Genomic DNA, 13,666 nt, shown 5'->3' with positions numbered 1-13,666 from the left:
AATGGCAGCTTTTAGGGCAGCAAGCAGACAGACCATACGAATGCATAGAGGACGGGGCGTTAGCGCACGCTCGAAGCCTGTCGACGGTGGTTATGGGCCGGAATTCCCCTTTCAGCTTTGACCGCCGTCCTACGACCATTCCACATCCACGTTCCGCACCACTCTATAGCGGTAGGGCATTCAGGTCTGCCCGGATCTGCCGCCAACCCGGCATTTGATGATCCAAGACGGCGATGAAGGCATCGTCGTGCTTTGGCGAGATGAAATGCGCCAGTTCATGTAGGATGACATAGTCCAGCGCGACGAGCGGCTTTTTGGCCAGGTCGAGGTTGATCCAGACCATACCATGGGCCGGATTACAGCTTCCCCATTTGGTTTTCATGATCCGGATACCCCATCGAGGCACGGACAGGCCAAGTCGCTCTCCCGAACCGCATCTTCGCTGATCGCAGGTGGCGCGGCCACGCGCACGCGGCCGGCTGGGGGATAAACGCCGATATGCAGGTTCTTGATCGGCTTGCGCACGAGTTCGACCGAGATTCCTGCGATTTCAATGGTTTCAGTATTCATCATGCGCCCGGATGATTTCCATGATGCGATCGACCTCTTCGTCGGTGCCGAGGGTTTCTCTGAGTTTTCGGCTCAGCATCCGCTCTTTCATCTTGTTGCCGCGCCAACCCGTCTGGGCGGTGCTGCGAATTGCATCGTCGACAGCCAAAGCGGTCACTTCATTCTGGTCAAGGTTATCGTAAAGCGCCTTACGCCCTGGAGACGTCATCGTCGGGGGATAGGCTCCGCCATGCCCAGCCTTCACGGCCCTGACCAGCTCCGCAATCTTTTCCAGATATTCCGCATAGGCGAGAGCATCGTCTTTTCGCTTCTTCACCAGGTCCGTCAGCAATTCAGACATGCGCTCGTAGAATTTCGGGTTTACGGGCGTTTCATCGATGATCAACCGGCGTACATTGTTTTCGATGGCTTCAGCGACGTTTTCGCGCTTCTTCTTCAGAGAAGCCGGAAGGGCACCTTCAACCTCTGCCCCTTTGGTGGCAACAAGGTCAATCAGGCTGATATCGTCCAAGTGTGAGATCACCTCGGATTCTTCGGCTTTGATATAGGTGTCAATCAGGTGTCGCATCGCAGGTTCAAACTGCTTCATGTCGACGGCATCACCGCTGTGCAATCGCACGGCATCACGTAGCGATATCGCCCGATCGACCTCGCCCCGATATTGCGCCAGCTGAAGGTCATTCACGCCGGAGGAGGCCGGATCTTCAGCCACGGAAGCAAATGCCCGGGCATAGGCTCCTGCCAATCGGTACATGGCCTGCCGTCGGCGAGCCTTTTCATCGGCTTGAGGGTCTACCTCCCATCCTCCGGGGCTGGAGAAATAGGCAAGGATCTGTTCATCGCCCTTGGGTTGCTCGACAGGGTCCAACAATCCGAACCAGGCATCTCGGGCGGTCATCAGGTCGAAACCCGCCTGTTCCGCCCGCGACGAGATTAGCCCTTCGACATCGGCCGCATCAAAGGCGTCGAAGGCGCCCGAGGTGTAATCCTCGACGGCTGTTTCGATGTTCTTGAAAAGGTCCTTGTAGTCGACGACATAACCGTAATCCTTGTCTTCGCCATCAAGGCGGTTCACCCGGCAGATCGCCTGGAACAGCCCATGGTCGCGCATCTGCCTGTCGATGTAGATGTAGGTCGCGGTCGGCGCATCGAACCCGGTCAGCAGGCGGCTGACGACGATCAGCAGCTTCATCTGCGCCGGTTCTTTGCGGAATTTCCGCAGGGCCTCGGCCTCGTAGGCCTCTTCATCCGAGCCCAGATCGGTCATCAACCGGTCATAGACACGATAGACGAATTGTTTCTCCGTCTCCCCCATCCCAGCCTCTTCGCCGGTCAGTTCCGAGGCATTGCGTGTGTAAGAGGTGACGATGGCGCATTTGCCGGCGAGATCTGAACCGGAGTTGCGGAAGATCTCGTACAGCCTGCACGCTTCGGGGATCGACCCCGCCACCAGCATGGCGTTGCCCCGCCCGGCCTTCAGGCGAGGCTTGACCTCCATATCCATGATGATGTCACTGGCGATTTGCTGCAGCCGATCCTTTGAGGAAAGCACCCTTTGCAAGGTGCCCCAACGCTGTTTCAGGGTCGCCTTGGCCACCGGGGTCAGGCCCCTGGTCTTGGCTTCGAACCATTCGTCGATCTTCTTGGGCGAGGCGACGCGCTGGTCGATGTCGCGGGCTTCATACCGCAGGTCCAGAACCACAAGGGGAGCTGCAACCTTTGGAAGGAACTACGTCAAATCTGCCGACATCCTTGGGCTTCACGTCTCTGAGGAGGATATGCTGCCTGAGCGTATTCTCTTTGCGGAGCATGGACAGGTCGGGAAAAGCATCGGGCTTGCAAAGGAAATCTTGCGTGCGGCTCTGATCAGGAAGCAAAGGAATGTCACGCTTGATGCGGCTGATCGGGTATTCCGCAAATCCTATGGAGGCATTGACCGTACCCCCTTCGAGAATTCTGATTGGGCTTCCGTGAAGTCGGAACTTCTCGCTATCGGTTGGGGGCAGTGATGGCTCTTTGGCCGCCCTTTCCGCTTGATCCGGAAGAGACGCTTCTTTCCTATGCGGACCGCCTGTCCATGTTCCACACGGGCGATGGCATGGATCGCCTCCTCCGCGATTTCGGCATCAACCGCCAGCACTTCGTGTCTGGGCATGAGGAGAGCGTGGACGGCTTCGCCGAGGCTGTCGGCCTGCCTTCTCAGGCCCTGCAACGGGCGTCCGTTCGGGTGTCCCAACGGGGTGCGCGTTTCCGCGGGGAGGCCATCTCAAAGTCTTTCCTGAGCCAGCAAGCAAACCGCTACTGTCCGGCTTGCCTTAATGAGGATGGCGGTTTGGAGAACTATCGTTTCCGCCTGATCTGGGGCTTTCGCCATGTCTCACGCTGCGATCGCCATGACATTTGGCTCATGGATGCGGCCAATGCTGGCCAAACGAATTTGCGCCTTGGTCTGGCTGATCGCGTGCTGAGGATGGGCCTCGATGCCGAAGCTGAAGGCGTGGCATACTTGCCTTGGCTTCGTGATCGGCTCGATGGAAGAAAGATCACCGAAAAGACCTGGATGGACGGTCAGACCATCGAGCAGGTCCTCGATGCCTCAGAAATGCTGGGCGCCATCTTGCAGCATGGCCATAAGGTTGCCATCACGAAGTTGACAGCCCCCGAGACGGAAGAAGCGACCGATATAGGCTTTGCCATTTACAGTGATGGCCCTGAGGCAATCGAAGAGGCCCTCGACACCATTCGCGGCAGTTCTTCCGCAACGGCGGTTCAGGCAGGATCGCTCGCGCAATATGGTCAGCTTTTTGATTGGCTGGATCGTCGTTGCAACGCGCTTGATCCGGGACCCATCCGCGACATTCTTCGCGACCATATCATCAAGCATTCCGCTGTAGAGCCGGGGACCAGGGTCCTTGATGTCGAAGTGAACGAGAGGCGGTATCATAGCCTTTATAGCCTGTCCGCGACCCTTGGCATTGAGCGGCCACGTTTATCACGCATTCTCCGGAAGATGGAGGTCATCTCGGGCAATGCCACTGAGAAGGACGTCGGAAACATGGTCTTTGAGGTTGCTCGGACGGTTCCACTGGTCGAGGCTTTTGCAACGGCAATTCCCTTGCGGGATGTCCCAGACTACCTTGGGGCGACCAAGCGGCAAAAAAAAACTCTATCGGGAGGGCCTTGTCCAGCCTTTGATCCCGAGAAATGCGCCCGGGTCCGTCCGCCAGGTCCTCTTTGGCCGTTCCCATCTCGACGAGATCCTCGAGGCACTCGCCAGGCTTCCGGACATCCCGGAATGCTCCGACAACCGCCTTCATCCGCTTTCGTATGCCAGCCAACGTGGTGCCGGGCGGTTCGATCTGCTTTTTGCGGCAGTTCTCAAAGGAAGCATTTCCGCCTTCCGAAATCCGGAGCGATCGGGCATTGGCGCGATTTACGTCGATGTCGGCTCTCTGATTTCCGCGAAAACGGTGGCCTGACCAACGCCACAAGAAACAGTCAATGGCCCGCTTCGGCTTGCCTTTTTCTTGCTGCCTTCTTAAAGGTCGATAAGGTTTACCGATTTTCGTGGGATCTTTATGCCGGTCTCACATGGGTGAATTGTAATGTTCTGATTTATATGCGATATCATGGCTTCATCGCGGCAACTTCAGCCCGATCAACAGCCAGCAAACTATGTGCCGGGGCGTTGTCACAGCACCCTTTCGCAACATTCAGGCCGTTGGGCCAAACCACTGAAAGCAGGCCGACTGCATGAAGCCACAGTATCTGGTGACACATTCCGGCGGCTTTCATGCGGATGAGCTGTTAAGCTCGGTCATTCTGACCCGGTTGTTTCCAGAGGCGTCAGTGGTGCGCACCCGTGCGCCAGACTGGATTACCCCGGCCGCCGATCGGGTGATTTATGACGTGGGCCGCGATTATGATCCGGCCCAGGCGATCTTTGATCACCACCAAAAGCCGGCCCCCTTGCGCCCCGATGGGCAGCCCTACAGCTCTTTCGGGCTGATCTGGCAGCATTTCGGGGCCGATTATCTGCGCAGCATGGCCGTGCCAGCCGATCATCTGGCGGCGCTGCACGCAGCCTTTGACCTCGATTTTGTTTTGCCTGTTGATCTGCTGGACAATGGGGCGCTGGATCCATCGGCTGCGGGCCCGCTGGTGGGGCTGACGCTGCCGGTTTTGCTAGAGCGTTTGAAGCCCCCCTATGATGATCGCAGCACAGCGGCGGAAGATGCAGCCTTTGCGCAGGCCATGCCGGTGGCCCGTGCCTTTGTCGATGCAACGATCACCCAATTGCTGGCCAAGTTTCGGGCAGAAGATGTGGTTCTGGCCGCCATCGACAATGCCGGGCAGTCAGCCGTGCTGGAGCTGCCGATGGGCATGCCCTATCGCGCGGCGATTGACCGGGCAGGGGCGTCGCATCTGCTGTTCGTCATCCACCCCCGTGACGAAGACTGGGCGCTGAACGGTATTCGCGTCAGCGAGGGCAGCTTTGCCCTGCGCGCCGATTTGCCTGCCGCCTGGGCCGGGCTGACCGATGCGGCACTTGAATCGGCCAGCGGGGTGGCGGGGGCCAAGTTCTGTCACAACGGCCGTTTCATTGCCGTGGCCAGCACCCGCGAGGCGATTTTGCGCATGGCCGACCTTGCCGTGGCTGATGCCTTGGCAGGCTGAGGCGGGGCTTCGGCCTTGCAGGGCCGATGGTGCGGGGCTAAACGAGGCGCAGTGAAGGAAAGGGAACCCCCATGTCCATCGATATCGACACCGCCCGCAAAGTGGCAAAACTGGCCCGTATCCGGGTTGAAGACGCCGATCTGCCCGCCTTGGCGCAGAAATTGTCGTCGATCCTTGGCTTTATGGAACAGCTGAACGAAGTGGATGTGACCGGGGTTGACCCGATGACCAGCGTCACGCCGCAGCGGCTGAAGCGGCGGGCCGATGTGGTGACAGATGGCAACATTCAGGACGCTGTCCTGAAAAACGCGCCCGATGCGCGCGAAGGGTTCTTTGCAGTGCCGAAGGTGGTGGAATGAGCGCGAATGGCTGGACAATCGAAGCGGCGCGGGATGCGCTGAAAAAGGGCGAGATTTCGGCCGTTGATCTGACCATGGCCTGCCTGACGGCCATGGATGCGGGCGATGCGCTGAACGCCTTTGTGCATAAAACCCCTGAAATGGCGCTGGAACAGGCCCGCGCGGCGGATGAGCGGCTGAAAACCGGCGAGGCCCCCGCAATGTGCGGCATTCCGGTGGGCATCAAGGATCTGTTCGCCGTCAAGGGCGTGCCGACGCAGGCGGGGTCGAATATTCTGGCTGGCTTTCGTCCCGAATACGAATCGACCGTGACCTCCAAGCTGTGGGAAGCGGGCGCAGTGATGCTGGGCAAGCTGAACATGGATGAATTCGCCATGGGTTCGTCCAACGAGTCGTCCTGCTATGGCCCGGCGGTCAACCCTTGGCAGGTCGATGATCGCAAGCTGACCCCGGGTGGGTCTTCGGGTGGGTCTGCGGCGGCGGTGGCGGCGGATCTGTGCCTTGCCGCAACGGGCACCGATACCGGTGGCTCGATCCGCCAGCCAGCTGCTTTTTGCGGTATCACGGGCATCAAGCCAACCTATGGCCGCGTCAGCCGTTGGGGTGTCGTGGCCTATGCCTCCTCGCTGGATCAGGCGGGGCCGATGACCAAATCGGTGCGCGATGCGGCGATCATGCTGGGCGCGATGGCCGGGCATGACCCCAAGGATTCGACCAGCGCCGATATTGCCGTGCCCGATTTCGAAGCCGCCCTGACGGGCGACATCCGGGGCAAGAAAATTGGCATCCCGCGCGAATACCGGCTGGATGGCATGCCAGCCGATGTGGCCGCCTTGTGGGACAAAGGCATGGACATGCTGCGTGACGCAGGGGCCGAGATTGTCGATATCAGTCTGCCACACACCAAATACGCGCTGCCTGCCTATTACGTCATCGCCCCGGCCGAGGCATCGTCGAACCTGGCTCGCTATGATGGCGTGCGCTATGGCCATCGCGCCAAATTGGCGGCAGGGGATGGCATCACCGAGATGTATGAAAAGACCCGTGCCGAAGGTTTTGGCCCGGAAACGCAGCGCCGCATCATGGCGGGCACCTATGTGCTGTCGGCTGGGTTCTATGACGCCTATTACAATCGCGCCCGTCGCGTGCGCGCGCTGATCAAGCGTGATTTCGAACTGGCCTTTGAGGCTGGCATTGATGCGATTCTGGCCCCCACCACGCCGTCGCCAGCCTTTGGTCTGGGCGAAAAGGGCGGTGCAGACCCGGTTGAGATGTATCTGATGGATGTCTTTACCGTTACCCTTAATCTGGCGGGTTTGCCGGGGGTGGCTGTGCCGGTGGGGCAGGATGCCAAGGGCCTGCCCATGGGCCTGCAACTGATCGGCCGGCCCTGGGATGAGGCAAATCTGCTGAATCACGCCTATGTGCTGGAACGTGCCGCCGGATTTGTGGCCAAGCCACAAAAATGGTGGTAATGGCCGCGCTTAACATCTTGAACGGTTCAAATCGACATGCCTGTGTCCGCCCGACTGCCCAGCCTTGTGACTGCATCCTTGCTTGTGCTTGCCTCTTGTGGGCCAACAGTGCCGGACAGCGGGGCAGGGGCGGGTTACAGCGACTATAACTCCTATCTGCGTCAGCGTGAGGCGGCGGCAGCGGCCCGCCCGGATCCGATTGTTCCGCCGGGCTTTTCGACCGATGTCGTGGGGGCCGCGATTGACCGGGCCGATGGCGCAGCCGTAACACCGTCGCAGCCATCGACGGCCGCCGCCGTGATCGGCGCGGCACCGACGGTGCCGTCAACCGCAGCCTCGCGGCCGCGCGGCAATGCGCCATCGAACATCCGCGAAGAATCGGGCGAGATGGCAGCGGTGAACCCCAGCATTTCGGATGAGAACGATTTTCAGGCGGTGTCGCAGCGTGAAACGATTGAAAGTGATCGGCAGCGCATCGAGCAGAACCGCGCGCAATATGTTGTCATTCAACCCGGCGCCTTGCCAACCCGCCCGGGTGAGCAGGGGCCGAATATCGTAGATTACGCACTGGCCACCACCAACCCGGTGGGCACTCAATTGTATCGGCGGTCGTCCTTTGGGGTGGGCAGCTCGGCGGCCAAATGTGCCCGCTATGCCTCTCCTGATCTGGCGCAGACCGAGTTTCTGGCCAAAGGCGGGCCCGAGCGTGACCGTTTGGGCCTTGACCCCGATGGCGATGGCTATGCCTGCGCGTGGGATCCGTCGCCGTTCCGGCTGCGGTGACACTGCCGTCGCCGAATTTTTCGGAAAGGCGTGGCGGTGCCAAGCCATCGTTGATTGTCATTCACTACACGGCCATGGAAAGCTGCGCTGCGGCGCGGGATCGCCTGTGTGATCCTGACGCCGAGGTTTCGGCGCATTGGCTGATTTCTGAAACTGGTCAGGCCGAGGCGTTGGTCGATGAATCCTTTCGCGCCTGGCATGCCGGGGCGGGCGAATGGGCGGGGATTACCGATGTGAACAGCCATTCCATCGGTATTGAACTGGCCAACCGCGGCAACCATCCGTTTCCCGAACCGCAGATGGTGGCGCTTGAGCGGCTGCTGCGGCAGGTGATGCACCGCTGGGCCATTGCGCCCGGTGGGGTGATCGGCCATTCCGATATGGCCCCGGCCCGCAAATCCGACCCCGGCCCCCGGTTTGACTGGCAGCGGCTGGCGCGTCAGGGGCTGGCCCTTTGGCCATCACTGCCCCTGCCTGCCGCCCCCCAGCCATCGCAATTTCGCCCGCTTGCGCTTGCGCTTGGCTATGCCACCGACCTGCCTGATGATCTGCTGCTGCGCGCCCTGCGCCTGCGCTATCGCCCTTGGGCCACGGGGCCGCTGGATGCGCGCGATCTGCAAATCCTTGCCGCTTTGACCGTTGACGCCACCCCGGCCCAAGCGTAAGCCCGGTTTCGCGCGGATGGCTGGATGACCGCGTGTCCCGCAAGGGGCGCGAGGAAAGTCCGGACTCCATGAAGTAAGGGTGCCGGGTAACGCCCGGCGGGGGCAACCCCAGGGAAAGCGCCACAGAGAACAGACAGCCTCGCATGCGGGGCAATGGTGAAACGGTGGGGTAAGGCTCACCGCGGTTCTGGTAACAGGGCCGGCACGGCAAGCCCCACCCGGAGCAATGCCGAATAGGGGCCTTGTGCGGAAAGGTCTGCGGCTGCCGAAAGGCGACAGCAGAGACCTCCGCAGGGACACTTCAGCCCAGAGGCCCGGGTTGGCAGCTAGATCCCGCCGGTAACGGCGGGGGCAGAGGAATGGTCATCCAAGGGGGCGGTCGCAAGGCCAAACCCCGGACAGAATCCGGCTTATAGGCCATCCGCGCAATTTCCTGTCGAACGTGGCGTTTCGCTGTTGACTCTGACCCACGCCCAAGTAAAAGGCGGCTTCAAGGATTTTCGCGGGGGGCTGTGGCCCCTCGATGCAGGAGAACGACTATGGCGAAGCCGACGACGATCAAGATCCGTCTGAACTCGACGGCGGGCACCGGGCACTTCTATGTGACCAAGAAGAATGCCCGCACCATGACCGAAAAGATGACCGTGCGTAAGTACGATCCGGTCAAGCGTGAGCATGTCGAATACAAAGAAGGCAAGATCAAGTAAGATCGCCTGCCTTTGATGCGATAGGGCCGCCCCTTGGGGCGGTCTTTTGCATTTGGCGTGTCTGGCCCCGTTGATGGGCCGGTCAGTCGTCATAGGGGCTGTTTGCGGGCTGGCCTGCGGCACTGGTGTAGTGGCGGGTCTGTGACGCGCGATCAAACCGCAGCACGCGGTCATGGTCGGGATAGGTGACCACATCGCTGGCCGCGCGCGTGCCGACGACCAGATAACGCGCCTCGGCCGTGCTGTGGTTTTCAAGGCAATGGCCGATGGGCGTGCCGGCCTTGAAGGTGGCGGTGTCGCCTGCCCGCATCACTGTCTGGCTGTCGCCTTCGCACAAGGTGACCACTCCCGCCAGCATGTAGATCAACTCATCCTCGGCCGCGTGCCAATGCTTTAGCGCCGATCGAGAGCCGGGTGGCAGGATCTCGATAAAGGCGCCGAATTGCGTCAGGCCACCGGTGTCTGACAGCAGATGTGCCCGGTAGGGGCCGCAGGGGGTGCCGGTGCCATCGGAACTGTCTTGTGTGATCTGGTCAGGGGTGAAATGCGGCATCGGACGCTCCTTTGGATGGGGCATCATTTCATCTTTGCCGCAAAAGAAAAGGGCCGCCCAAAGGCGGCCCCAAGCTTTGTTCTGGTGCGTTGATTATTCCCGGTTGCCGAGGAATTGCAGCAGGAACATGAACATGTTGATGAAGTCGAGATACAGCTGCAGCGCGCCCATGATGGCGGCCTTGCCCAGCCATTCCTGATCCATCGCCATCGCATGTTCGATGTAGGTGTTCTTGATGTTCTGCGTGTCATAGGCAGTCAGGCCCGCAAAGATCAGCACACCGATGACCGAGATGGCAAAGGCCAGGGCCGACGAGGCGAGGAAGATATTGACGACCATCGCCACGATCAGGCCAATCAAGCCCATCATCAGGAAGGTGCCCATTCCCGACAGGTTCTTCTTGGTCGTGTAGCCGTAAAGCGACAGGCCCGCGAAGGCGATCGAGGTGATCAAAAAGGTCTGGGCGATCGACACGCCGGTAAAGGCCTTGAAGATCCAGGCCAGCGACAGGCCCATGACAGCGGCATAGGCATAGAAGAACAGCTGCGCCGCCGCGACGGACAGGCGCTGCAGAACTGCACCAAAGGCAAACACCATGATCAGCGGGGCAAACATCACGATCCAGCCCAGAATGTTGGGCGACAGCGTGACCGGGTCACGGAAGATCGACAGCAGGGCATCCGAGGTGCCAACAGCCCAAGCAACGCCGCCCGTCAGCAGCATGCCCACGGACATCAGGCCGTAAACCTTGTTCATGTGGGCGCGAAGGCCCACGTCAATTTGTGCGGCGGCCTGCGCGCCTGCGCCGGCCGTGCGGATCGTGTTATACTCAGCCATATAAAGCCTCCGAAGTTGAACCGTTGCCCCTGTCTGACTGATCAGACCAAGGCTCGGGTTCAATATCGGAAGCCTGTGGGGCTATTTCAAGCGGTTTGGCAGAAAACTCGCGTTTTGCGGAACAGATTTCTGCGGCCGATTCTTAAAGGGCCCAAGCGCGCGTGGCGGCTGGCGGCACTTCCCAAAGCGGGCGTTCAGCTTCGACACTAGCTTGCATCCGTGTCAGGCCGATATCCATCAGCGTGCGGTCATCAAGCCGGGCCAGAAACTGGCGCTGGCGGCGCGCGGCAAGGGCAGCACGCACGAGCGTCAGAAGGCGCGGGGCGCTGCCAACCGACTGAACCCGCCGGGTGGCCAGCGTCGCGGTGTGGAGCGAGGCAAACATGGTCTTTTCCTTTCAGAGGTCTTGCAGCGCGCGACTCCATCGGGCGCCTGCATCAATTTCCTTGCACGATATAGGGTGTCGCGATGTATAAGTGAAGTGAATGGTTTTGAAGTCTGGAATCAGGAATCTTGATATGCCGCGCAATCTCGACATGGTCGCCCTTCGGTCTTTCGTGGCCGTGGCTGACGCGGGGGGTGTGACGCGCGCTTCGGGCTTTTTGAACCTGACGCAATCCGCCGTTTCGATGCAGATCAAGCGGCTGGAGGAGATGCTGGGCGTTGAATTGCTGGATCGGTCAGGGCGTCAGGTTTCGCTGACGGCGGCAGGCGAGCAATTGCTGGGCTATGCCCGCCGCATGTTGGCCCTGAATGACGAGGTGATGGGGCGGCTGACGCGTGACCCGCATGATGGCGAGATTGTGCTGGGGGTGCCGCATGACATTGTTTACCCGGTGATCCCGCAGGTTTTGCAGCATTTTGCGCGAAATTATCCCAAGATGAAGGTGACGCTGATTTCTTCGTTTACCCGCGTGCTCAAGGCGCAATTTGGGCGGGGCGAATGCGATATCATCCTGACCACCGAAGATGGTGTGGACCCGGCCGGGGAAACCCTGGCCGAGTTGCCGCTGATCTGGGTTGGGGCCCCCGGCGGCACGGCATGGCGTCAACGCCCCCTGCGGCTGGCCTATGAACATAACTGCATCTTCCGTCAAAGCGTTCAATCGGCGTTGGATGTGGCGGGCATTCCCTGGCAGATGGCGGTCGAGAGCGACTCGACCCGGACCATTGAGGCCAGCGTCAGCGCCGACCTTGCGGTGCATACCGTGCTGGCGGGATCAGAACCGCCTTATGTCGAAAAGGTGACCCACGGGGGGGCCTTGCCTGAACTCAAGCGGATGAAGGTGAATCTGTATGTGGCCCAGCCCGTGCACAGCCCGACTGTGACGGAACTGGCGGGATTGATCCGTCGGTCTTATGCCGCGCGGGCGGGCAAGCCTGCGCTGGTGGGTCAGGCGATCTGAATCACCACCTTGCCGGTGGCCTTGCGGCTGCGCAGCATCTCCAGCCCCTCGGGCAGCGATTCAAGGGGCAGACGGGCCGAGATATGCGGGCGCAGGCCGCCCGCCTGATACCAGTCGAACAGGGTGGCCAGGCTGTCAGTCAAAAGCCGGGGCGCAAAATGCAAGTATCCGCCCCACCAAAAGCCCATCACATCAACATTCTTGACCAGCAGGTGATTTGCCGGAATTTGTGGCACGCTGCCGCTGGCAAAGCCGATCACCAGCATTCGGCCACCCGGCCGCATCGCGCGCAGGGCGGTGTCAAAGGCGCTGCCGCCGACCGCATCATAGGCCACATCTATGCCGCCAAGGTCGCGCAACTGCTGCTTCAGATCGGGCGCGTCGCTATCAATGACGCTATCGGCCCCCGCTTGCATTGCGATGTCCAGTTTCGCCGGCCCGCGGGCCGTGGCAACAACGCGCGCGCCCATCCGCTTGCCCAACTCTACCGCGGTCAGTCCAACACCCCCTGCGGCCCCCGAAACCAGCAAAGTCTCACCAGGTGCAAGCCGGGCCTTGTGCGACAGCGCAAGATGCGACGTGCCATAAGCCACCAGAAAGGCCGCCGCATCATCAAAAGGCATCACGTCGGGCAGGGGCAGCAATCGGTCGGCCGGCAGGCAGGCATAATCGGCCAGGCCGCCTTGGCCTGCGTAACAGGCAACACGGGTGCCGATCGCGGGGCCTGCGGTGTCAGGGCCAAGGGCGGTCACGACCCCCGACAACTCAAGGCCGGGGACAAAGGGTGTTGGCGGTGTTTCCTGATACTTGCCTTGTGCCATCAGCAGATCGGCAAAGTTCAATGCGCAAGCGTGAACCCGCACCAGTGCCTCGCCAGCCTTTGGGGTGGCGATGTCACAGGTTGTCAGTCTGGGGGCGTCATTGAAATTTTCGATCAACCATCGGCGCATAATTTCACCTTTCCTGTCAATACTGCTTTCTAGCTGGACATTTTCTTGCGCGCAAAGCCAAACAGTTGTGCAGAATGCGAGGATGCGCCGAGAATCGTTGCAAATTGCATTGCAAAAGGAAATACTCGTTTTGCGCGTGTCAGGTGAGCGTCCTGCCTCTTTTGCGTGAAGGTGGATTGTGATTCACTTGTGCAACAGCATCGACTGGATTGGGTGAAAATCGGTCCGGATTGAGCAGTGAGTGGCGCCAATTGGAAACAATTCCATAATTGGCACGCTTGTTGCATGTTACAGAATGAATAACTTGGTACGGAGCAAATTATGAAGCACCCTGTCGATGCCCATGTTGGCAAGCGTATTCGCCATCGTCGTTGGATGGTTGGCATGACCCAGCAGCAACTGGCGGACAAGGTTGGAATCAAATTCCAGCAAATTCAAAAGTATGAAACCGGCATGAACCGGGTCAGCGCCTCTCGGCTTTGGGATATTGCTCAGTCCCTTGGGGTGACGATTGCCTTCTTTTTTGAAGGGTTGTCTGGCGAAGGTGCTTCTGCGGCGGCCCCCGGTGGGGATATGTTGGCCGATAAAGAGGCATTGGAACTGGTCCGGTCCTACTACGCCATCCCCGAGGCCCAACGGCGGCGCCTGTTTGATCTGGCGCGCGTTCTCAGCGACGTGGCGTGA

16 protein-coding genes and 1 other RNA gene are annotated in these 13,666 nt (G+C 60.2%); 10 read left to right on the top strand and 7 right to left on the bottom strand.

Annotated elements, in window-relative coordinates; genetic code table 11:
• Positions 1–163: 163 nt before the first annotated feature.
• The 3 genes from V3C85_RS04020 to V3C85_RS04010 are packed head-to-tail and all read right to left on the bottom strand — an operon-like array spanning position 164 to position 2,272.
• Positions 164–382 (bottom strand): M48 metallopeptidase family protein, encoded by a 219-nt coding sequence (locus V3C85_RS04020; RefSeq protein WP_331793787.1) that lies wholly within the window; start codon positions 380–382, stop codon positions 164–166.
• Positions 379–573, bottom strand: a complete 195-nt coding sequence (locus tag V3C85_RS04015; RefSeq protein WP_331793786.1) for a hypothetical protein — start codon at positions 571–573, stop codon at positions 379–381. Before V3C85_RS04015 ends, V3C85_RS04020 begins: the two co-directional genes overlap by 4 nt.
• Positions 560–2,272, bottom strand: coding sequence for a type I restriction enzyme subunit R domain-containing protein (locus V3C85_RS04010; protein WP_331793785.1), 1,713 nt, complete (start codon positions 2,270–2,272; stop codon positions 560–562). The genes V3C85_RS04015 and V3C85_RS04010 overlap by 14 nt, the downstream gene beginning before the upstream one ends.
• 258 nt (positions 2,273–2,530) lie before the next feature.
• On the opposite strand from V3C85_RS04010, the gene V3C85_RS04005 reads away from it, so the two are divergent.
• From V3C85_RS04005 to rpmG, 8 genes are all read left to right on the top strand, one after another.
• Entirely contained in the window at positions 2,531–4,327 is a 1,797-nt protein-coding gene (locus V3C85_RS04005; protein ID WP_331793784.1) for a TniQ family protein, read from the top strand.
• Positions 4,324–5,247 (top strand): MYG1 family protein, encoded by a 924-nt coding sequence (locus tag V3C85_RS04000; RefSeq protein WP_331793783.1) that lies wholly within the window; start codon positions 4,324–4,326, stop codon positions 5,245–5,247. The genes V3C85_RS04005 and V3C85_RS04000 overlap by 4 nt, the downstream gene beginning before the upstream one ends.
• Before the next feature lie 71 nt (positions 5,248–5,318).
• Positions 5,319–5,606 carry an Asp-tRNA(Asn)/Glu-tRNA(Gln) amidotransferase subunit GatC gene (gene gatC / locus V3C85_RS03995; RefSeq protein WP_331793782.1) on the top strand — a complete coding sequence of 96 codons (288 nt, stop codon included), beginning with the start codon at positions 5,319–5,321 and terminating at the stop codon, positions 5,604–5,606.
• Positions 5,603–7,081 carry an Asp-tRNA(Asn)/Glu-tRNA(Gln) amidotransferase subunit GatA gene (gene gatA / locus V3C85_RS03990; RefSeq protein ID WP_331793781.1) on the top strand — a complete coding sequence of 493 codons (1,479 nt, stop codon included), beginning with the start codon at positions 5,603–5,605 and terminating at the stop codon, positions 7,079–7,081. Before gatC ends, gatA begins: the two co-directional genes overlap by 4 nt.
• A 36-nt stretch (positions 7,082–7,117) precedes the next feature.
• Positions 7,118–7,864: a hypothetical protein gene (locus tag V3C85_RS03985; protein WP_331793780.1), complete on the top strand. Its 747-nt coding sequence runs from the start codon at positions 7,118–7,120 to the stop codon at positions 7,862–7,864.
• The gene (locus tag V3C85_RS03980; RefSeq protein WP_445941974.1) at positions 7,834–8,529 is read left to right on the top strand and encodes an N-acetylmuramoyl-L-alanine amidase; all 696 of its coding nucleotides are present in this window, start codon (positions 7,834–7,836) and stop codon (positions 8,527–8,529) included. Before V3C85_RS03985 ends, V3C85_RS03980 begins: the two co-directional genes overlap by 31 nt.
• A gap of 12 nt (positions 8,530–8,541) precedes the next feature.
• An RNA gene (gene rnpB / locus V3C85_RS03975) (RNase P RNA component class A) lies at positions 8,542–8,958 on the top strand.
• Positions 8,959–9,068: 110 nt separating this feature from the next.
• Complete coding sequence (gene rpmG, locus V3C85_RS03970) at positions 9,069–9,236, top strand: 50S ribosomal protein L33 (RefSeq protein WP_018301779.1); 168 nt, start codon at positions 9,069–9,071, stop codon at positions 9,234–9,236.
• A gap of 82 nt (positions 9,237–9,318) precedes the next feature.
• Here rpmG and V3C85_RS03965 read toward each other — a convergent pair whose 3' ends face one another.
• The 3 genes from V3C85_RS03965 to V3C85_RS03955 all read right to left on the bottom strand — a co-directional run bounded on the left by V3C85_RS03965 (position 9,319) and on the right by V3C85_RS03955 (position 11,011).
• A complete protein-coding gene (locus tag V3C85_RS03965) occupies positions 9,319–9,789 on the bottom strand; it encodes a cupin domain-containing protein (RefSeq protein WP_331793779.1) in 471 nt (156 codons plus the stop codon).
• 93 nt (positions 9,790–9,882) lie between these two features.
• Positions 9,883–10,626 carry a Bax inhibitor-1/YccA family protein gene (locus V3C85_RS03960; RefSeq protein ID WP_331793778.1) on the bottom strand — a complete coding sequence of 248 codons (744 nt, stop codon included), beginning with the start codon at positions 10,624–10,626 and terminating at the stop codon, positions 9,883–9,885.
• Between the two features lie 142 nt (positions 10,627–10,768).
• On the bottom strand, positions 10,769–11,011 hold the full coding sequence (locus tag V3C85_RS03955; protein ID WP_331793777.1) for a DUF1127 domain-containing protein: 243 nt from the start codon (positions 11,009–11,011) through the stop codon (positions 10,769–10,771).
• Positions 11,012–11,144: 133 nt separating this feature from the next.
• Here V3C85_RS03955 and V3C85_RS03950 point away from each other — a divergent pair, with 133 nt between their 5' ends.
• On the top strand, positions 11,145–12,032 hold the full coding sequence (locus V3C85_RS03950; protein WP_331793776.1) for a LysR family transcriptional regulator: 888 nt from the start codon (positions 11,145–11,147) through the stop codon (positions 12,030–12,032).
• On the opposite strand, the gene V3C85_RS03945 is transcribed toward V3C85_RS03950, so the two are convergent.
• Positions 12,020–12,982, bottom strand: coding sequence for an NADPH:quinone oxidoreductase family protein (locus V3C85_RS03945; RefSeq protein ID WP_331793775.1), 963 nt, complete (start codon positions 12,980–12,982; stop codon positions 12,020–12,022). The genes V3C85_RS03950 and V3C85_RS03945 overlap by 13 nt on opposite strands.
• A gap of 321 nt (positions 12,983–13,303) precedes the next feature.
• On the opposite strand from V3C85_RS03945, the gene V3C85_RS03940 reads away from it, so the two are divergent.
• Entirely contained in the window at positions 13,304–13,666 is a 363-nt protein-coding gene (locus V3C85_RS03940) for a helix-turn-helix domain-containing protein (RefSeq protein ID WP_331793774.1), read from the top strand.

This window comes from Pseudotabrizicola sp. L79 (assembly GCF_036553525.1).
Lineage (GTDB): Bacteria > Pseudomonadota > Alphaproteobacteria > Rhodobacterales > Rhodobacteraceae > Pseudotabrizicola.
This window is presented reverse-complemented; position numbering and strand designations above follow the sequence as displayed.